The organism is Frondihabitans sp. PhB161, assembly GCF_003814635.1.
Taxonomy (GTDB): Bacteria; Actinomycetota; Actinomycetes; order Actinomycetales; family Microbacteriaceae; genus Frondihabitans.
Window position 1 is genome coordinate 924435 of sequence record NZ_RKQW01000001.1, and the last position, 20516, is coordinate 944950.

At 68.9% G+C, this 20516-nt stretch carries 14 protein-coding genes; 11 read left to right on the forward strand and 3 right to left on the reverse strand.

What is annotated here, in order from left to right; all coding sequences use genetic code 11:
- Positions 1-12: 12 nt before the first annotated feature.
- Positions 13-2220, reverse strand: a complete 2208-nt coding sequence (locus EDF39_RS04510; RefSeq protein ID WP_370275155.1) for an APC family permease — start codon at positions 2218-2220, stop codon at positions 13-15.
- Between the two features lie 187 nt (positions 2221-2407).
- On the opposite strand from EDF39_RS04510, the gene EDF39_RS04515 reads away from it, so the two are divergent.
- The gene (locus tag EDF39_RS04515; protein ID WP_123940842.1) at positions 2408-5554 is read left to right on the forward strand and encodes an efflux RND transporter permease subunit; all 3147 of its coding nucleotides are present in this window, start codon (positions 2408-2410) and stop codon (positions 5552-5554) included.
- 259 nt (positions 5555-5813) lie between these two features.
- Positions 5814-8150 (forward strand): DEAD/DEAH box helicase, encoded by a 2337-nt coding sequence (locus EDF39_RS04520; protein WP_123940844.1) that lies wholly within the window; start codon positions 5814-5816, stop codon positions 8148-8150.
- 119 nt (positions 8151-8269) lie between these two features.
- Here the strand turns inward: EDF39_RS04520 and EDF39_RS04525 are convergent, their stop codons facing one another.
- Positions 8270-8776, reverse strand: a complete 507-nt coding sequence (locus tag EDF39_RS04525) for a DUF664 domain-containing protein (protein ID WP_123940846.1) — start codon at positions 8774-8776, stop codon at positions 8270-8272.
- 54 nt (positions 8777-8830) lie between these two features.
- Here EDF39_RS04525 and EDF39_RS04530 point away from each other — a divergent pair, with 54 nt between their 5' ends.
- The 5 genes from EDF39_RS04530 to EDF39_RS04550 all read left to right on the forward strand — a co-directional run bounded on the left by EDF39_RS04530 (position 8831) and on the right by EDF39_RS04550 (position 15342).
- Positions 8831-9301 (forward strand): DIP1984 family protein, encoded by a 471-nt coding sequence (locus EDF39_RS04530; RefSeq protein WP_055961000.1) that lies wholly within the window; start codon positions 8831-8833, stop codon positions 9299-9301.
- A 334-nt stretch (positions 9302-9635) separates the two neighbouring features.
- Positions 9636-10817 carry an exonuclease SbcCD subunit D gene (locus tag EDF39_RS04535; RefSeq protein ID WP_123940848.1) on the forward strand — a complete coding sequence of 394 codons (1182 nt, stop codon included), beginning with the start codon at positions 9636-9638 and terminating at the stop codon, positions 10815-10817.
- Positions 10817-13864 (forward strand): AAA family ATPase, encoded by a 3048-nt coding sequence (locus EDF39_RS04540; RefSeq protein WP_123940850.1) that lies wholly within the window; start codon positions 10817-10819, stop codon positions 13862-13864. The genes EDF39_RS04535 and EDF39_RS04540 overlap by 1 nt, the downstream gene beginning before the upstream one ends.
- Positions 13865-13944: 80 nt before the next feature.
- Positions 13945-14370 (forward strand): GNAT family acetyltransferase, encoded by a 426-nt coding sequence (locus tag EDF39_RS04545; protein WP_055960990.1) that lies wholly within the window; start codon positions 13945-13947, stop codon positions 14368-14370.
- A gap of 36 nt (positions 14371-14406) precedes the next feature.
- Positions 14407-15342: a CPBP family intramembrane glutamic endopeptidase gene (locus EDF39_RS04550; RefSeq protein WP_123940853.1), complete on the forward strand. Its 936-nt coding sequence runs from the start codon at positions 14407-14409 to the stop codon at positions 15340-15342.
- An 8-nt stretch (positions 15343-15350) separates the two neighbouring features.
- Here EDF39_RS04550 and EDF39_RS04555 read toward each other — a convergent pair whose 3' ends face one another.
- On the reverse strand, positions 15351-15866 hold the full coding sequence (locus tag EDF39_RS04555; RefSeq protein WP_123940855.1) for a hypothetical protein: 516 nt from the start codon (positions 15864-15866) through the stop codon (positions 15351-15353).
- A 113-nt stretch (positions 15867-15979) separates the two neighbouring features.
- On the opposite strand from EDF39_RS04555, the gene recQ reads away from it, so the two are divergent.
- From recQ to EDF39_RS04575, 4 genes are all read left to right on the forward strand, one after another.
- The gene (gene recQ / locus EDF39_RS04560) at positions 15980-18097 is read left to right on the forward strand and encodes a DNA helicase RecQ (RefSeq protein WP_199726133.1); all 2118 of its coding nucleotides are present in this window, start codon (positions 15980-15982) and stop codon (positions 18095-18097) included.
- A gap of 188 nt (positions 18098-18285) precedes the next feature.
- Complete coding sequence (locus EDF39_RS04565; protein ID WP_123940857.1) at positions 18286-18789, forward strand: GNAT family N-acetyltransferase; 504 nt, start codon at positions 18286-18288, stop codon at positions 18787-18789.
- A 90-nt stretch (positions 18790-18879) separates the two neighbouring features.
- Positions 18880-19311, forward strand: a complete 432-nt coding sequence (locus EDF39_RS04570; RefSeq protein WP_123940859.1) for a hypothetical protein — start codon at positions 18880-18882, stop codon at positions 19309-19311.
- Between the two features lie 60 nt (positions 19312-19371).
- Complete coding sequence (locus EDF39_RS04575) at positions 19372-20232, forward strand: NAD(P)-dependent oxidoreductase (RefSeq protein ID WP_123940861.1); 861 nt, start codon at positions 19372-19374, stop codon at positions 20230-20232.
- The last annotated feature ends 284 nt before the right edge of the window (positions 20233-20516 follow it).

Sequence of the window (20516 nt, forward strand, 5' to 3'; positions counted from 1 at the left end):
GCGGAGGCGGGGCTAGCGACGCGGCGGGTCGTCCTGCGACTTCTTCGAGGGCGCCGACGCGCTGTTGCGGGCCGTCGACCGGGCGGCTGCGGCCTTGCGGCGCGACTTCGTGGTGGTACCGCCGTGCTGGTCGTGCTTGGGTGCAGCGGCGTTCGCGGCGGCCATGGCCTTGTCGGCCTCCGCCTGGGCGATCCTCGCCGAGGCCGCATCGGCGTGCATGCTCCGCGGCACGGGTTTCACCGGACGGCGCGGTTCTCCGGAGCGGTCCTGGCCCGGGAAGACCCGCGAGCGACGGCCGTAGAGCAACTCGGACGAGTCGAGGAGCCACGGCACGAGCGCCACCGTGACGCCGTGGGCGAGCATAAGCTTCTGGCGGATCCTTCGGCTTCTGTGGTTGTGGAGCAGCGACTCCCACCAGTGCCCGACGATGTAGATCGGGGTGTAGACGGTGACGACCTCGGCGCCGAATTCTTCGCGGTGCGCCTTGATGTACTTGATCACGGGCACGGCCACGTCGCGGTAGGGCGACGGGATGATGATGAGCGGGACGTCGATGTTCATGTCGTCCCACTGCTTCTGCAGGCGGTCGGTCGACTCGTGGTCGACGGCGACGTGGATGGCCTCCAGGGTGTCGTGCCGAGCCGCAATGGCGTAGTCGATCGCCTTGAGCACGGGCTTCTGCATCTTGCCGACGAGCACGATCGCGTGGTCGCCCGATGCGCCGAAGGTCGTGGTCTCGTCGACCTCCACCTCGACGTCGACGTCGCGGTAGTAGCGGTTGACGCCGAGCATGAGGGTGAACAGGATCGGCATCACGACGAAGACGATCCAGGCGCCGTGTGTGAACTTCGTGATGGTGACGACCACGAGCACCGTGAACGTCATGATCGCGCCGATCAGGTTGATCGTCAGCGAGCGCTTGATCTGACCCCGGTCGACGGTCGCGGGATCGCGCAGGAGCCGCAGCCAGTGGCGCACCATGCCGGTCTGGCCGAGTGTGAACGACACGAAGACGCCGATGATGTACAGCTGGATCAGCTGGGTGACGTTCGCCCGGAAGATGAGCAGGATCACGCTCGCGATGACCGCGAGCACGATGACGCCGTTCGAGTAGATGAGTCGGTCGCCGCGGCTGTTGAGCGCCTTGGGGGCGTAGGTGTCGCGCGCGAGGATGGAGCCGAGGAGCGGGAAGCCGTTGAAGGCCGTGTTCGCGGCGAGAAGCAGCACGGCCGCCGTGACGGCCTGGATCACGTAGAAGGCGATGCTGCCCGGGCCGAAGACCGCGCTCGCCACCTGCGAGATCAGGCTCGGCTGCGGAGTCGTCGCGCAGTTCGCCATGCCGATCAGGTCGCACGCGCGCTCGGCGTAGTGCACCTTCGAGATGAGTGCCACCGAGACGAGACCGGCGAACAGCACGATCGCGATGCCACCCATGAGCACGAGGGTCTTCTGCGCGTTCTTGACCTTGGGGAGCCGGAAGGCGGGCACGCCGTTGGCGATCGCCTCGACGCCGGTGAGAGCCGAGCAGCCGGAGGCGAAAGCGCGGAGAAGGAGAAGGACGAACGCCGCGTGGGCCACGTTGTCGCCCTGCACGGTGTAGCCGGCGCTCTCGGCGACTGGTGCGTCGCCCATCGCCGTGCGAACGAGGGCCACGATGATCATCACGAACACGCTGGTGATGAAGAGGTAGGTCGGCACCGCGAACGCTTTGCCGGATTCGCGGACACCGCGAAGGTTCACGGCGGCGAGCAGGATCACGAAGAAGATCGCCATCTCGACGCGGATGCCGTTCAGCTCGGGCAGCGCCGAGATGATGTTGTCGACGCCCGACGCGACCGAGACGGCCACGGTCATGACGTAGTCGACGAGCAGGGCCGACGCGACGATGAGGCCGGGCTTCTCGCCCAGGTTCTTGCGGGCGACCTCGTAGTCGCCGCCGCCCGACGGATACGCCTTGATGAGCTGCCGGTACGAGAGGACGACGACGATCAGAAGGATCACGACCGCCGCCGCGACGCCCGGCGCGAGAGTGAGGAACCCCAGCCCGCCGATCAGCAGGATCATCAGGAGCTCCTGCGGCGCGTAGGCCACGGAGCTCAGGGGGTCGCTCGCGAAGATGGGGAGCGCGAGGTGCTTGGGAAGGAGCTGCCCCTCGAGCTTCTCGGAGGAGAGGGGCTCGCCGATCAGCCAGCGCTTGGGAGACCGAACGTCGTTACTCACGAGCCGCAAGCCTAATCGCGTGCAATCGGCTGTCAACACCAGCGCGACACGCTCTATTCCCCCAGTTCTCGGGTCCCTCCCAGTCGGCTCACTGTCTTGAGTCCGAGCGAGGCACAGCCGCCCCCCAGTGCGGCTGGTGTTGCATAAGAAAACTGTCTGTTTTTTCGGGTCATCGGGTGGAGCCTTCGTGCATCTTCTTTCTGTCTTCAGCCTGCGCAACCGCGCGCTGATCGCTCTCATCACCATCGTGGTGGCGATCTTCGGCGGCTACGCGCTGACTTCGCTCAAGCAGGAGCTGATTCCCGACATCCAGTTCCCCCAGGTCGCGATCGTCTCCTCGTACCCTGAAGCCTCTCCGCAGGTCGTGAACGACAGCGTCTCGGCTCCGATCGAGAAGGCGATCCAGGTGATCCCCGGCCTGAAGTCGACCACTGCGACGTCGCAGACCTCCGAGAGCAACATCTCGGCCGAGTTCGACTACGGCACCGACCTGCCCGCCACCGAGGAGAAGATCCAGCAGGCGATCGACACCGTCTCGCTTCCCGACAGCGTCGACACGCAGGTGGTCTCGGGCAGCCTCGACGACCTCCCGGTCGTGCAGCTCGCCGTCACAGGCGGGCCCGCCGACAAGCAGAAGCTCGTCGACGACCTGACCAACATCACCGTCCCGGCCCTGCAGAAGCTCGACGGTGTGCGACAGGCCTCGGTCTACGGCGATGCCGGGCAGCGCGTCACCATCGAGCCGGATCAGGAGAAGCTCCAGGCGGTCGGGCTCTCGACGGCGGCCATCAAGGACGCCCTGGACGACAACGGCACTCTCCTGCCCGGTGGCCAGATCACCCAGAACGGCAAGACCCTCTCGATCCAGTCGGGCGCGCGCCTCACCTCGGTCACTCAGGTGAAGAAGCTGCCGCTGGTCGGGGCGAAGAACGCTCTCACCGGTCAGGTCGAAGCGACCGACATCGCCGACGTGGCCACCGTGAAGCTGACCAGCGCCCCGGTGACGTCGATCTCTCGCGTCAACGGCAAGGACGCCCTGACGATCGCGGTGACGAAGACCCTTGAGACGAACACGGTCAGCGTCTCGAGCACGATCCGCGATCAGATCTCGTCGCTCGAGTCGAACCTGTCGGACGGCGTCAAGATCGAGGTGGTCTTCGACCAGGCCCCGTTCATCACGCAGTCGATCGAAAGCCTCTCGACCGAGGGGCTTCTCGGCCTCCTTTTCGCGGTCGTCGTGATCCTCGTCTTCCTGCTGTCCCTCCGGTCGACGCTCGTCACCGCCATCAGCATCCCCACCAGCGTCTTGATCACGTTCATCGGGCTGCTCGCGTCGAACTACACGCTCAACATCCTCACGCTCGGTGCCCTGACGATCGCCATCGGGCGCGTGGTGGACGACTCCATCGTCGTCACCGAGAACATCAAGCGGCACCTGGTGCCAGGAGTCGACCGGATCACGGCCATCACCGAGGCTGTTCGCGAGGTCGCCGGTGCCGTCACAGCCTCGACGATCACGACCGTCGTCGTGTTCCTTCCGCTCGCCTTCGTCCAAGACGTCACGGGCGAGCTCTTCCGGCCCTTCGCGCTGACCGTCGTGATTGCGCTCGCCGCCTCGCTCTTCGTGTCGCTGACGATCGTGCCCGTGCTCGGCTACTGGTTCATGCGCGCGCCGAAGATGCACAAGCACGAGGTCGGGACCGAGGCTGCCGCGGTACCTGCAACGACTCCGTCGACCGCGCCCAGAGCGCCCGGCGCGACCCGCATCGACCCGGAGCCGGCCGACCGCCTTCACCGCGTGTATCGGCCGATCCTGCTGGCGACCCTCCGTCACCCGTGGATCACCGTCGTGGCCGCCCTCGTCATCTTGGCCGGGTCGGGTGGGGCCGCGACTCTCCTGACCACGAACTTCCTCGGATCCTCGGGTCAGAACACCCTCACGGTCACGCAGGTGCTTCCGGCCGCGTCGAGCCTCGCCGTGCAGTCCGACCAGGCGGAGAAGGTCGAGAAGGCCCTCGACTCGACCGACGGGGTCGAGACGGTGCAGCTCACGATCGGCTCCAGCGGAAACTCGCTCGCCGCCTTCTTCGGCGGAACCGGCGGCAGCACGGTCACGTACCAGATCACCACCGACGAGAACGCCGACCAGGATGCCCTGACGGCGACCGTCCGCGACCGGCTCGACGCGCTCAGCGACGCCGGAGACATCTCGGTGGAGGCCTCGAGCGGACTCGGCTCCTCGAGCGACATCGAGGTGAACGTCACCTCGAACGACGCTTCGACGCTCGCGACGGCGTCCGACCGCGTGCTGAAGGCGATGAAGGGACTGCCCGCCACCGCGGGAGCGTCGACCAACCTCTCGGCCGCCCAGCCACTCATCGGCGTCGAGGTGAACCGCGCCAAGGCAGCCTCGTACGGACTTTCCGAGCTCGATGTCGGAGGCATCGTCTCGCAGGCCGTGCAGCCGTTCCAGGTCGGCTCTCTCGAGATCAACGCCTCCACGGTCGACATCTACACGATTCCGACCGACCCGCCGAAGACGCTTGCCTCGCTCAAAGACGTCGAGATCCCGACGTCGACCGGCACCGTTCCCCTCTCGACGATCGCCACGGTTTCGCAGACCGAGGGGCCGACGTCGATCACGACCGAGAACGCCGTTCGCAGCGCGACGATCACGATCACGCCGTCGTCCGACAACCTGTCGGCCGCCAACTCGCAGGTGACCGATGCGCTCGCCGGAGTCGACCTGCCGAAGGGGGCCACCGCCGCGATCGGCGGCGTGACGGCTCAACAGGGCACCGCCTTCACCGACCTCGGCGTCGCCATCCTCATCGCGATCCTGATTGTCTACATCGTCATGGTGGCCGCGTTCAAGAGCCTGTTGCAGCCGGTGCTCCTTCTGGTGTCGATCCCCTTCGCCGCCACCGGCGCGATCCTGCTGCAGCTGATCGCGAAGGTGCCCCTCGGCGTTCCGTCGGTGATCGGATTCCTGATGCTCGTCGGGATCGTGGTGACGAACGCCATCGTCCTCATCGACCTCGTCAATCAGTACCGCCGTCGGGGGCTCCGGGTGCACGAGGCTCTCGTGGAGGGAACGTCGCGGCGCCTTCGTCCGATCCTGATGACCGCCCTCGCCACGATCTTCGCCCTCACCCCGCTCGCGATCGGGCTCACCGGGCACGGATCGTTCATCTCACAGCCGCTCGCGCTGATCGTCATCGGCGGACTCGTCTCGTCGACCGTTCTGACCCTCATCGTGCTGCCGGTGCTCTACTCGCTGATCTATTCGTGGCTGGAGCGACGAGCGGACCGCCGGGAGCGCGCGGCGGCATAGCGATACAGACGAGGATCCGACACGGGCGGCGGTCGCGGATCCTGCCCTCGCATCTTCGTCACCACTCGCGTAGTGTGTGTGGGTCGGCTCGAGACACCGCACTGTGTTGCTCTAACAGCACTGGCGGTTGGGTTTGTATGTCTCAGGGGCCGGAATCGCAGCGAATCGCGTTGCGAACAATCACATGTATGTGAACGGTCCCTGGCCAATGACTGCCGGGTGAATTCTTCGCGTCATTACGTAGAACCCAGGAAGAACCATGTCTCCTTACGACAAATCTGCATCGTCACGCCCCAAGGGCGAGCGTCCCGGCTCGAAGAGCCCCAAGCACCGCGGCTTCCGGGCCCAGGCCGAGGGTGGGCCCGCCAAGAAGCGCTGGGATGCCCCCGAGCGCGCTGCTCGCGCCGAGGGCCGCTCCGGCGGTCGCGACGCTGGTGCCCGTGACGGCGGTGCTCGCGGCGGTTCCGCTCGTGACGCCGGTGCCCGTGGTGGCTCGGCTCGCGACTCTCGTGGTGCCGGTCGCGACGCTTCGGCCGGACGCCCCAACTGGGAGCCCCGCAAGACCGGCGGCTCCAACCCCCGCTTCGGCGGCGGAGCCCGCGACGACCGCGACGCCCGCAACGGTGCGCGTGGCGGCGACCGCTTCGACCGCAACGACCGCTTCGGTGGCGGACGCCCCTCGCGCGACGACCGACCGGCCCGTGACGACCGTCCGTCGCGTGACGACCGCTTCGGTGGCGGACGCCCGGCTCGCGATGACCGCGCCCCCCGCGACGACCGTGGTGGTCGCTCGTACGACCGCAGCGACCGCCCCGCCCGCGACGACCGCGCCCCGCGTTCGTTCGACCGCGGCGACCGCCCCGCTCGCAGCTACGACCGCCCCGAGGGTGGCCGCCCGGGCCGCGAAGACCGCGCCCCCTTCAAGAAGCGCGACGACTACGGCCAGGGCCGTCCTGCTCGCGACGACCACGCGCCCCGCTCGAATGATCGTGGCGACCGACCCGCTCGTGACGACCGTGCCCCGCGTTCGTTCGACCGGAACGACCGTCCTGCGCGTTCGTTCGATCGCGACAGCCGTCCGGCTCGTGACGACCGCGCTCCGCGCTCGTTCGACCGGAACGACCGTCCTGCGCGTTCGTTCGACCGCGACAGCCGTCCGGCTCGTGACGACCGCGCTCCGCGCTCGTTCGACCGCAGCGACCGCACCGAGCGTCCGGCTCGCTCCTTCGACCGCACCGAGCGTCCGGCTCGCTCCTTCGACCGCACCGAGCGTCCCGCTCGCTCCTTCGACGGCGACGACCGCCCGAGCCGCTCGAGCGACTACTACCCGAAGCGCGACTCGCACTTCACTCCCGAAGACGACGTCAAGCTCGAGAAGCTTCAGGCCGAGGTCGTCACCGCCGGTGACGTCGCGGGCAAGACCTGGGGCGACCTGGGCCTCGGCGACAACCTCACCCGTCAGCTGATCGCGATGGGTGCTCCCTCGCCGTTCCCGATCCAGGCGGCGACGATCCCCGACGTGATCGCGGGCAAGGACGTCCTCGGGCGTGGCCGCACCGGATCCGGCAAGACCATCGCCTTCGGAGCACCTCTCGCCGAGAAGCTGCTCGAGCACGGCGGAGCCAAGGATCGCAAGATGGGCCGCAAGCCCCGCGCGCTGATCCTCGCACCGACCCGCGAGCTCGCCATGCAGATCGACGACACCGTGCAGCCCATCGCGCGCTCCGTCGGACTCTTCACCACCCAGATCTACGGCGGCGTGCCGCAGCAGCGTCAGGTGCACTCCCTGCAGCGCGGCGTCGACATCGTCATCGGCACCCCCGGGCGAATCGAAGACCTCATCGAGCAGGGTCGCCTCGACCTCAGCGAGGTCACCGTCACGGTGCTCGACGAGGCCGACCACATGTGCGACCTCGGGTTCCTCGAGCCGGTTCAGCGCATCCTTCGCGAGACCGCGGCGGTCACCCGTCACGGTGCCCGAGCGCAGAAGCTCCTCTTTAGCGCCACCCTCGACAAGGGTGTCGCCAAGCTGGTCGACGAGTTCCTGACCGACCCGGCCGTCCACGAGGTCGCTGGCGAAGACCAGGCGTCCGCCACCATCGATCACCGCGTACTGCTGATCGACCAGCGCGACAAGGGTGCGATCATCGAGCAGCTCGCGCAGGGCAAGGGCAAGACCCTCGTCTTCGCCCGCACGCGCGCTTTCGCCGAGCAGCTCGCCGACCAGCTCGAAGACGCCGGAATCGCGTCGACCAGCCTCCACGGCGACCTGAACCAGTCGCGCCGTACCCGCAACCTGCAGCTGCTCACCTCGGGCCGTGTCAACGTGCTCGTCGCCACCGACGTCGCAGCCCGCGGCATCCACGTCGACGACATCGAGCTGGTCATCCAGGCCGACGCCCCCGACGAATACAAGACCTACATGCACCGCTCCGGCCGCACCGGCCGCGCGGGCAAGGAGGGCACCGTCGTGACGCTGATCACGCGTGCTCGCCGCCGCCGCATGGAGGAGCTGCTCGACCGCGCTGAGATCACGGCCGAAATGGTCGAGGCTCGCCCCGGCGATCGCCTGATCGACCAGCTCGCCGGGGTCTGATCCGATTGGGTCGGCTCCTCCGGCGGGGCCTCCCCGCCTAAACCCGCACAGACGGCGTAAACACATGCCCTAGGGCAGGTGTTTACGCCGTTCGTGCGGGTGCAGCCACACGCGGGTCGTCAGAGACGGTCGAGGATCCCACGGGCATAGTTTGCCTGCCCTGCATGCTGCAGGCAGTCGTTCACGATGCTCACAAGGCGGGCGCCGCGCGTGACCGGCGGATCCCACTCCTCGTCGACCACGTCGTCGAGATCGTCGCCCGAGACGGTGCCGAGGTAGGCGACGGTCGCTGCCGTGACCGCCTCGAGGTACCCGCTCAGGAGGTCGGCGGTGGCCACGACTCGCGTCACATCGCCGGCGCTCATGCCGTAGCCCATCTCGTCGGGGCCGAACGGCAGCTCGAACCGGCCGTACCATCCGTCGGCCGTCCAGACCTCTTCCGACCCTGCGAGGGCGGCGATCTGGGCATCCTGCCCGCGGGCCGTGTGCCACGCGAGCCACGCGATCGTGTTCGTGCCGGGCGCGGGCCGGGCAGCGAGCTGCTGGGGATCGAGACCGTCGGTGGCGCGATCGACGAGGGCCGGGATCCTGGAGAACGATTCGATGAGAAGGTCGGACGGAGTCATGACTCCACGCTACGACCAGGGGCCGGCCGGCGTGCGGCGTGCCAGGATTCAGACATGAAGCTGGCCGAAGCCCTGATCAACCGAGGTGATCTGCAGAAGCGCATCGAGCAGTTGCGCTCCCGCGTGATCGCCAATGCCCGCTACCAGGAGGGCGAAGAGCCGGGGGAGAACGCCGAGGCGCTTCTCGCCGAGGTCATCTCCCTTCAGGAGGCCCTCGAGCAGTTGGTCGTCGCGGTGAACCTGACCAACTCGACGACGATGCTCGACGACGGACGCACCATGACCGAGGCGCTGGCCCACCGAGACGCCCTCCGCAGCCGGCATTCGATCCTCGTGCAGGCGGCCGACGCCTCGGCCGGTATGGGAGAGTTCGCGGGCTATCGGCAGCTGCGGAGCGAACTCCGCCAGCTCTCGGCTCTTCCGACCGCGGCCGTCCGCCAGCAGGCCGACGACGTCGCTCGCCGTCTGCGGCAGCTCGACGTGATCATCCAGCAGGCGAACTGGGAGGCCGATCTGGCCGACTGAGAGACAGCGCTGAGAACAGCGACAGCACGAGCGGTGAGTCGGTAGGCATCCGCCGGAGCGAGCACGGAGCCGACGGGACGACGGTCAATTCGTCCCACTGCATCCGCGAGGGGCCGCGGGCGGCCGCAAGGCGCTCACACCTCAGCCCAGCACCCATCACAGGTGACCTCGCAGCAGTCACACCTCATCACCGCGTGCTGGCTGGCGGTTCGCCGAGGGCGGGATCGGGGCCTCACCGCCGTGTTCGGAGTGGCCCCTGCCGATGTCGGCGCGCGGTCGTCGATGTCGGCGGCCCTCGCTACGCTGGCGAGGCCCACCGACGAAAGGCGAGCGCTTGCTGATCTTGCACACCAGCGACTGGCATCTGGGGCGCACGCTCCACGGCGTCGACCTCCTCGACCACCAGAGGGTCTATGTCGACCATCTGGTCGAGCTGGTGCGCGAGCGGTTGATCGACGTCGTGCTTGTCGCGGGCGACGTCTACGACCGGGCCGTGCCGTCGGTGCCGGCCGTTCAGCTGTTGTCGTCCGCGCTGGCGCGTCTCGGCGAGCTCGCCACCGTGATCGTGACGCCGGGCAACCACGACTCGGCCGTTCGCCTGGGGTTCGCGTCCGGCCTGCTTCGCGACCACGTCCAGATCCGCGCGTCGGTCGACGACCTCGCCGAGCCAGTCGTGCTCGACGACGCGAGCGGCCCGGTCGCGTTCTACGGCCTGCCCTACCTCGATCCCGACAGTGTGCGCGCGGTTCTCGTGCCAGACGAGCAACGGGCCGAGGATCCCACGGCGAGACTCGCGAGGTCCCATGCGGCCGTGATGGGCGCGGCCCTCGATCGTGTGCGGGCCGACCTCGCCACCAGGCCGGGCACCCGCGCCGTCGTGCTCGCCCACGCGTTTGTGGTTGGTGGCACCTCGAGCGACAGCGAGCGCGACATCCGCGTCGGCGGTGTCGACTCGGTTCCGGCCGAGCTGTTCCACGGCATTGACTACGTGGCCCTCGGTCACCTGCACGGCGCCCAGGGCATCACCGCGCCTGCCGCGGGCCCGGTCATCCGCTACAGCGGTTCGCCGCTCGCGTTCTCGTTCGGCGAGAAGCACCAGGTCAAGTCGTCGGCCCTGGTGCGGCTGGCGGCCGACGGCGAGGTCGACGTCGAGCTCGTTCCGACGCCGGTGCCGAGACGCCTCTCCGAGATCACCGGCGATCTCGCCGAGCTGCTCGACGGGCGGCACGACTCCCTGGCCGACGACTGGCTGCGCGTCTTCGTCACCGATCCCGTGCATCCGGCGGGCCTGCATGCGCTCGTGCGTGAGCGGTTCCCGCATGCGCTGTCGATCCAGCACGTGCCGCGGGGTGCGGTCCGCTCGCCCGAACGGCGGGCGGTGCCGGTCGACGCCGATCCGGTCGAGGTCGCTCGCGAGTTCGTCGCGTTCGCCACTGGGGCGGAGGCGAGCGACGCCGAGATCGCTGTGCTGCGTGCGGCCTACGAGGCAGCCGGTCGAGCCGAGCTGAGCGCCTGATGGAGCTGCATCGCCTAACGCTCCGCGCCATCGGCCCCTACGCCGACGAATTCACGATCGACTTCGCCGCACTCCGGTCGTCCGGGGTCTTCCTGCTCGAGGGCCCGACCGGCTCCGGCAAATCGACGATCATCGACGCAATCGTGTTCGCGCTGTACGGCGGCCTGGCGGGTGCGTCGTCGAGCGACGATCGACTCCGCAGTCACCACGCCGGCCCGTCGGTCGAACCGTTCGTCGAGCTCGTCTTCGAGACCGGCACCGGCATCCACCTCATCCGGCGCAGTCCCAAATGGAACCGCCCGAAGAGCCGCGGCGTCGGCACGACACCCGTCAACATGTCCGTGGTCTTGCAGCGGCTCGCGACGCCGGGTGCCGTTGACGGCGAGACGCTGTCGACGCGGGCACAGGAGGTCGGAGGGGAGATTCCTCGGATCCTGGGGGTCACGAAAGAGCAGTTCCTGCAGACGATCGTGCTTCCGCAGGGCGAGTTCGCGCGCTTCCTCGCCGCCAGCGGCGAAGAGCGTCGGCTCGTGCTGCAGTCGCTGTTCGGCACCGAGATCTACGACCGCACGACCGCGACCCTCGTCGATGCCCGGCGCGCGGCCAACGCCGCCGTCGAGTCGTCGCAACGCGCCGTCGACGAGGCGCTGGCGGGGCTCCGCAGCACGGTCGACGTCGGCGCCGATCAGGGTCCGGGCGATGGCCCGCGTGTGGAGGAAGACGCCGGTCTCGGTGGTGACGGCGGTACGGGAAGCCCCGTCGAGACGGTGTCGATCGACGTGGAGAACGCGGCCGAGGTGGTCGCCAGGCTGAGTGCTGAGTCGGGCTCAGCGAGTGAGCGCCGCGACATCGCCCGCGCGGCACTCGACGATGCCAGCGCGAAGTCGGCGGAGGTCATGAAGCTGGCCGAGGCGATCGAGGCGAGGCGTGGTCTGATGGCTCGCCGCGAAGCCCTCTCCGGGCGGGTCGCTGCCGTGGCCGAGGCTCGCAACCGAACCGAGCTGGCCGACCGTGCTGCTCTGGTCGAGGGGCCCGCAAGAGCGCTCAGCCTCTCCGAGGCGAAACGGGAACGCGCGCGCGACGAGCTCGCCGTACTGCGGGGCAGTATCGACGACAGCCTGTTCGAGGCAGAGCTCGACGATCTGCGAGATCGCCGCGAGCGACTCGCCCACGAGCGCGCGACACTGGCCGCGATCGTCGAGCTCGAGGTGGGCCTGCCGGCGCGCGACGACGAGCAACTGCGCACCCGGGGCCGGCTGGCCGATCGTCGATCGGCGATCGCAGCCGGCGAGACCGGGGTCACCGCCCAAGCCGCAGAACGGGAGGGGCTGACGGCCGAGATCGCCGCTGCGGCCGAGCTCGCGGGCACCCTCGACCTCGAGACCCGGCGACTCGACGATCTCCACGCCGCCCTGGAGGCGGTGCGGCGCCATGCCGAACTGGCCGGTGCGTCGCAGATCGCGCGGGAGAGCGTGTCAGCCGCCGCCGCTCGGGCCCGCGAGGCGGTCGATACCGAGGCCGACCTCCGCCGACGGCGCATCAGCGGTGTGGCCGGCGAGTTGGCTCTCGAACTGATCGACGGCGAACCCTGCAGTGTCTGTGGGGCAACCGAGCACCCGGCCCCCGCCGTGCTTCTCGACGGACATCCCACCGATCGAGAGCTCGACGAGGCGACCCGGGCCCGTGAGGTTGCGGAAGCCGCCCTGCAGACGGCGCGAGATGAGGCGTCCGCCCTCGAAGCGCGACTCGGCGACGCCGCCCGGGCCGTGGGCGATCACGACGGCGACGAACTGCGGGTACACCTGACCGAGGTCGAGGCGAAGATCGGCGCGGCCCGGGCTGCAGTCTTGGAGCGGTCCAAGGCCGACGATCGCCTGCTCCGATTCGACGCCGAGACGGCGGCGCAGGAGGCCGCGATAGCAGTCGAGCGGCTCGACCTGGCGGCAGAGGAGGCCCGACTCGAGACCGAGGCGGAGCGGCTCGTCGCCGACCGCTCGCGCGTCGCCGAGATTCTGGCGGGCCGTGCGGCATCGTGCGTCGCCCTCAGCGACGAGCTGCATGCCGACGAGCGGGTGCTGGTGACGATCGTGCGTGCGCGGGAGGCCGAGGCCGCCGCCGCCGTCGAGGTCGAGAGCCGCCGTGCAGACGTCGAGCTCGCCCTCGCGTCGTCGACCTTCGAGAGCGTCGCAGAGGCGTCGGCGGCGCTCCTCGCGCCGGGCGATCGGGCTGTGCTTCTGGCCGAGATCCGAGACTTCGACAACGAGTCGGCCGTCGTCGCAGACGGGCTCGCATCACCCCGCGTCGCAGCCCTCGCCGGAGACGAGGTCGCCGACATCGAGGCGGCAGAGGCGGCGCTGGCGGTGGCATCGGCCGCCCACGCCGCCGCCGCCGATCGTGCTTCCCGCCTCGAAGACCGTGCCGCGAGCTCCGAGAGGGCCCTCGGCCGCCTCCAACAGGCCCTCCGCGCGGCCGACGCGGTCGCCGAGGAGTCGCGCGCCATCGTGCGCATGGCCGACGTCGCCAGCGCCAGCGGTGCAGAGAACCTCCACGGCGTCACCCTCGGCACCTACGTGCTCCTCCGGCGCTTCGACGACGTGGTCGCCGCAGCGAACAGCCGGCTGGGGCTCATGTCGAGTGGCCGGTACCAGCTCGAGGCCGCCGAACGCGAGGCCTCGTCAAGGGCACGCCGCGCCGGGCTCGCGCTGACGATCCGCGACAACGCCACCGGCACGACGCGCGACCCGAAGAGCTTCAGCGGCGGCGAGACCTTTTACGCCTCGCTCAGCCTGGCGCTCGGGCTCGCCGACGTGGTGCAGGCCGAGGCGGGCGGTATCGAACTAGGCACACTCTTCGTCGACGAGGGCTTCGGCACGCTCGACCCCGAGACCCTCGACGCAGTCATGGCCGAACTCGGGGCGCTGTCGGCCGGTGGTCGCGTCGTCGGCATCGTCAGCCACGTCGACGAGCTCAAGCAGCGCATCGCCGACCGGATCGAGGTGCGGCGCCGGCCCGACGGCTCGTCGACGCTGACCTCGACGGCGGGGTGAGCGAGCGGGGGGTGGTGGCGGAGGGGCGGGGGCCAAAGCGACGCGTGCCGGATCCTTCGGTTCGCCTCCAGAATGGAGCGATGCAGATTCGCGCGTTCCGCCCCGCTGACACCGAGCCCGTCGTCGCCCTCTGGGAGGAGGCCGGGCTGACCCGCCCGTGGAACGACCCCCGCAAAGACATCGAGCGCAAGCAGCGCGTGCAGCCCGAGCTGTTCCGCGTGGGCGTCGAGGGTGACGCGATCGTCGCGACGGCCATGGCCGGATACGACGGGCATCGCGGCTGGGTCTACTACGTCGCCGTGGCCGACTCGGCGCGCGGAACCGGGCTCGGGGCACAGATCATGGCCGACGTCGAGCGCCTGCTGACCGACCTGGGCTGCCCCAAGATCAACGTGCAGGTGCGCCAGGGCAACGACGCCGTGATCGGCTTCTACGAGCACCACGGCTACTCGCCCGACGGCGCGCTCGGCTTCGGCAAGCGCCTGATCTCCGACGTCGCCGACTGACACGTTCGCCCGGGGCCGTCGCGCTACCCTCGCCAGGTGCCCTACGCGTATCACCGGCTGTTCCGCGCCCGTCCCCGCTACCGCTGGTGGAAGCCGCTTGTGGCGCTCATTGTCGGCGTCGGCATCTACTACGCGCTGAGCATCGTCTGGCAGGAGCTCCTCCTGCTGACAGTCGACGCGATCGGCGGCACTCAGGCCCGGCTTGATCTCGTCGCCGACATTCGGCGCAACCAGCAAGACGCCTCGAATCCGCTCGTGATGCTGTTCACGCTCGGCTCGCTCGCGCTGCTTTTGCCGTCGATGATCGTGGGCGTGCGGATCCTCGGCCTCGGCCCCATCGGCCAGCTGACGAGCGTCGTCGGGCGCCTCCGCTGGCGCTGGATGGCGCGCTGCATCGTTCCGGCGGTCGTCTACATGGCCCTGCAGGTCGGTCTCGGATTCGTGGTGCCCGCGTCATGGCAGGGCCAAGGATCCGACACGGCCGCGACCCAGACGACCACCCCGCCGCTGGCGCTGTTCGTGTCGATCGTGTTGATCCTGCTCCTGGTCCCGTTCCAGGCGGCCGGCGAGGAGTTCGCCTTTCGCGGCTTCGGGATGCAGGCGCTCGGATCGTGGGTGCGCTGGCCCGTCGTCGCCATCGTCGTGCCGACGGTGGCCTTCGCCTTCGCGCACAGCTACAACGTCTGGGGCAAGCTCGACGTCGCGACCCTCGGGGTGGCCTTCGCCTATCTCACCTGGCGGACGGGCGGGCTCGAGGCGGGCATCGTCGCCCATGTGGTCAACAACGTGGTGGTCTTCCTCTTGGCGGCTCCGGTCGTGAGCACGCAGCAGGCTGACGGGTCGCCGGGTGCCTTTGCCGTGACGCTCGTCGCCTCGGCCGCCTATGTGGGCCTGGTCACTCTCGTCGCACGCCGAAACGGACCCGAGCGCGTGGCGCCCGAGTCCGTTTGGGTGGGGGATGCTGCTGTCTAATGAGGATGTCAGCCGGCAAAGAGGCCGGTGAAGATCTTCGAGGCCTCGTCGTTCGTCATCTTTTTCTCGGCGGTGATGAGGTTGACGGTGGAGCCGAGGTCGGTCGTGGCTGTGAACTCGCGGTTGTCGCTCTTCTCGGAGCCCTTTGACGTGGTGAGGACGGAGCCTGAGAACTTCGCGACGGCGTCGTTGTCGATGACGACGCGGCTCTTGTCTTTAGCGACCTTGTCGGCTGCCGAGTCGGACTTCGCGTCACCGCTCGACTTGGTCTTTTTGTCGTCGACGTCGACCGCGATGACGCTGCCCTTCTTGCTCGACCAGACGCACTGGCCGCCCTTGCCGTCGATCTTCGAGTGCGACTCGAGCTTCATGCCGTCGATGCTCGAACCGAGCGCGGATTCGAACGAGGTGCAGTCGTCGGCGTGGAGTGCGAGAGGCTCGCTGGTGGTGGCGGAGGACGTGCAGCCCGTAAGGGCGGCCACGGCTGCGGCGGTGAGGGCGGTGGCGGCGAGGAAGCGCTTCATGGGGGGTCTCCTAAATGAGTTCGGGATGGTCAATGTAACATATTGGGTTTTATTGGACCAGAGACTGTGGATAAGGGAGCAGGGGTGTCGGGCCCGGCTCGTAGACTCGCCGGGTGACTACGACGACAGACGCGGCCCCGCGGCCGGGTGCCCCACTGCCACTCGACGTGTTGCAGGAGGTCTTCGGCTACGAGTCGTTCCGCGGCAGCCAGGCCGAGATCATCGACCAGGTGGTCGGGGGCGGCGACGCCCTGGTGCTGATGCCCACCGGTGGCGGTAAATCGCTGTGTTACCAGGTGCCCGCACTCGTCCGCGACGGCGTCGGCATTGTTGTCTCTCCGCTCATCGCGCTCATGCAAGATCAGGTCGACGCCCTCGAGGCGGTCGGTGTTCGCGCCGCCTTCCTGAACAGCACGCAAGACGGCGCTGAGCGCCAACGCGTCGAGAACGCCTTTCGAAGCGGCGACCTCGACATGCTGTATCTCGCGCCCGAGCGGCTTCGGCTCGAATCGACCAAGCGGCTGCTCGACGAGGGGCAGATCTCGCTCTTCGCCATCGACGAGGCGCACTGTGTGGCGCAGTGGGGGCACGACTTCCGCCCCGACTACCTCGAACTCTCCGTGCTCCACGAGCGCTGGCCGGCCGTGCCCCGAATCGCCCTTACGGCGACGGCGACGGAGACGACGCACCGCGAGATCTCGACCCGGCTCGACCTCGACTCCGCGCGCCACTTCGTCGCCGACTTCGACCGACCGAACATCCAGTACCGCATCGAAGCGAAAGACCAGCCGCTGAAGCAGATCCTGCGGCTGATCCAGACGGAGCACCCCGGCGACGCCGGAATCGTCTACTGCCTGTCGCGCAACTCCGTCGAGAAGACGGCCGAGTCGCTCGTAGCGAATGGCATCCCCGCCCTCCCGTATCACGCCGGTCTCGACGCCGCGACGCGGCAGCGAAACCAATCGCGCTTCCTCCGCGAAGACGGAATCGTCATGGTCGCGACGGTCGCCTTCGGCATGGGCATCGACAAGCCCGACGTCCGATTCGTTGCCCACCTCGACCTCCCCAAATCGGTCGAGGGCTACTACCAGGAGACCGGTCGAGCCGGGCGTGACGGCCTGCCGGCCACCGCGTGGCTCGCGTACGGGCTGCAAGACGTCATGCAGCAGCGACGAATGATCGACCAGTCGGAGGGCGACGCCGCGCATCGTCGGCAGCTGACCGTCCACCTCGACGCGATGCTCGCGCTCTGCGAGACCGTGGAGTGCCGACGCGTGCAGCTTCTCGCCTACTTCGGGCAGTCGTCGACGGCCTGCGGAAACTGCGACACCTGCCTCACGCCGCCGACGTCGCTTGACGGCACAGTCGCCGCGCAGAAGCTCCTCTCGACCATCGTCCGGCTCAAGCGCGAACGTAACCAGCAGTTCGGCGCCGGGCATCTGATCGACATCCTGCTGGGCAAGAGCACCCCGCGCATGGCGCAGCAGGGCCACGACAAGCTCGCCACCTTCGGAATCGGCACCGAGCTCTCTGATGCGGAATGGCGCGGCGTCGTTCGCCAGCTGCTCGCCAAAGGCCTGCTCGCCTCCTCGACCGACGGGTACGGCACCCTCCTCATCACCGACGAGTCGGCAGCCGTGCTCGCGGGCGAGCGGCCCGTGCTTCTCCGCAAAGAGCCGGAGCGTCCGTCGCGAGCGGCGCGCTCGCGGCGATCCGGGCCGGGCGCCTCCGTCGCCGACCTTCCGGCCGAGGCCCAGCCCCTGTTCGAGAAGCTCCGGGCCTGGCGCTCGGCCACGGCGAAGGAGGCGGGGGTTCCCGCCTACGTCGTCTTCGGAGACGTGACGCTCCGCGGTGTCGCCTCGATGAGGCCTTCGAGCCTCGATCAGCTCGCGACCATCTCGGGCGTCGGACAGAAGAAGCTCGAGAGCTACGGCGAACAGCTGCTCGCCGTCGTCGCCGAGTCGGGCGGCGGTGGGCCCGTGGGGAGCGCCGTCGCGCCTGCTTCGGGTGGGTCGAGGGGCGGGCGTGCCGGATCCTCGGCTAGTCGATTTGCCGCCGCGCCCTCGCGCGCTGTCTCGAGCTCGCCCGCCGTCTCGAGCTTCGACCCGGGGCCTGGCGTGGGTGTCGATGAGCCGGGCGCCTATGAGCCTGGCGCCGACGATGGCGGGTGGCCTGACGCGCCGCCCGACGACCCGTACGACGAGTCGGTGCCGCCCGACGACTGGCGCTGATTCTCGGGCTGATTCTGGGGCTGGTCGCTGGCCGGGGTTCCTCGAAGTGACGCGGTTCGGCCATTCTGACGCGGCGCGCCAGGTCGCCTTGGCCGATTCGCGTCAGGTCGTTGGCCGTCGGCTCGCAGCGCACGACCCGCAGCGTCATGAGAATTGACCCTTGCGAGGGCTCCGAATACCGTCACGACATGGCCCTCGACTGCGTCAACCACCCCGTCTCCACCTGGACTTCGCCCGACGCAGCTCTCGCCCAGCCTCTCGTCGACGACCTCGCCCGCGACTACGACGAGCGCTACGGGCTGAACGACGGCATCCCCTCGTCGGTCGAGCTGAGCCGCTACCCCGCCGAGCTATTCGCTCCGGCTCGGGGCGGGGCGTTCCTGATTCTCGAGCAGGCGGGGACGGCGGTCGCGGGTGGCGCCTTCATGCGCCTCGACGACAAGACGGCCGAGATGAAGCGGGTGTGGACGCACCCCGACCATCGGCGACGCGGTCTCGCCGGGCGGGTCATGGCAGAGCTCGAGGGCGAGGCGAGGATCCGAGGCTACCGCCGTGTGAATCTCACCACCGGAGCTCGCCAGCCCGAGGCCGTCGGGCTCTACCTGCACCTCGGCTACGTCCCTCTCTTCGACGTCGATGGTGACTACGAGGCGATCACCTACCTCCGGTTCACCAAGTCGCTCGTCGACTGAGTTCTCCACAGGGGGCGTATTTCCCTAGCCAGCCGATCGGAAGAAAGGTAACATTTTGCATGTCTTCCTCTGCGATCCAAAGGTGGCCCTGTGAATTCGCTCGCTCCGGCAACGCTCTCCGCTTCTCTCCTCGACGATGTCATCGGGCTCCGACGCTCGTCTGACGGGCCTTCCGGCGGGTCGCACTCGACCGATCATTCCCCGGTGGCTTTCGCGCCGCGACCTCGGGGCCGGGGCCGTACCCTCGTCGCTCTGCTGGGCGCCGGTCTGGCCGGGCTCCTCGCGGGCATCGACGTGCTTCTCCTCGTGCTCCTCGAGACGCTGCTGCGAGGCGTCGACGCCGACAGCCTCGACGTGCCGGGCATGGGCTTTGCCGCCTGGTCGGCCGAGAACGGCCTCGCCTACGGTTTCGGTCCGGCTGCGATCGCCATTCTTGTCGCGTGCACGGGTGTCGGTGTCGCACTCGGCTGGATGTTCGTTCGGTCGAGTCGATCGAAGTCGGCGGACAGCTCTCAGGCGTAGCGTCGATCGCGGCGCCGACGGCGCCGTGTTGGGGCAGGTGGCCCCGCAGAGAGGCAAGCGATGAAGGTGACCGTTCTCGGTCTGGGAATCATGGGCCAGGGGGTAGCGGCGACGCTTCTCCGCGAAGGCTTCGACGTGACGGTCTGGAACAGATCGCCCGACAAGGCCTCCGATCTTCAGGCGTCCGGAGCCTCGGTTGCGGGCACGCCCCGCGAGGCGGTCAGTGATGCCGACGTGATCCTGTCGATCCTCTTCGGCGCGGATTCTGTGCTCACGGTCTTCGACGAGGCGTCGTCAGCGGTTCGCGACGGCGCAGTGTGGGTGCAGGCCAGCACGATCGGCATCGACGGAACACGCCGCGTCACCCGGGCCGCCGAGGCGAAGGGCGTGTCGCTCATCGAGGCGATGATGCTCGGCACGAAAGTCCCTGCCGAGAAGGGGGCCCTCGTCATGCTCGCGGCGGGCGATGCCGGGCTCATCGAGAAGGCGTCGCCCGTGCTCGAGGCGATGGGTTCGAAGACGGTTGTGGCTGGCCAGGCAGTCGGCGACGGTTCGGCGCTCAAGCTCGCGGCGAACGCGTGGATCGCCAGCATCACCGCTGCGACCGCTCAGTCGATCGCGCTGGCGGAGGCGCTCGGGCTCGACGGCGACCTCTTCTTGCAGGCGATCGACGGCGGTGCGAGCGATACCCCGTACGCGCACACCAAGGGCGCGACCATGCTGGCGCACGACTATCCGGCGCAGTTCGCGCTCGACGGCCTCCGCAAAGACGTGGGGCTCATCACCGAGGCCGCTTCGGGAGCGGGGGTCGACGTCGGCCTGCTGACCGCTCTGAGCGCCGTCTACGCGAAGGCCTCCGAGTCGGGGCACGGTGGCGACGACATCGCGGCCGTCTACGAGGGCTTCGCGGCGTCTCGCTGACGGGTGGCTGGCTAGCTGGCTGGCTGGCGGAGGAGCCGAGCCGCCGAGTGCCGCCGAATGCCGGAAGCGGGCTCGCCGCTCCCGCAATTCGCGGCATTCGGCGTCGCGCGAACTTCGGGGTAGCTGGCGAGTGTCGCCAAACGTCGGCAGTGCGCTCGCCGGAAGTGCATTCGGCGGCACTCGGAGTCGCGCGCACGTTGAGGTAGCTGCCGAGCGCCGGGGCACCGAGCGCCAGGGCACAGAGTTGCCGAGTGCCGCTGAATGCCAGAACGGTGCTCGTCTGG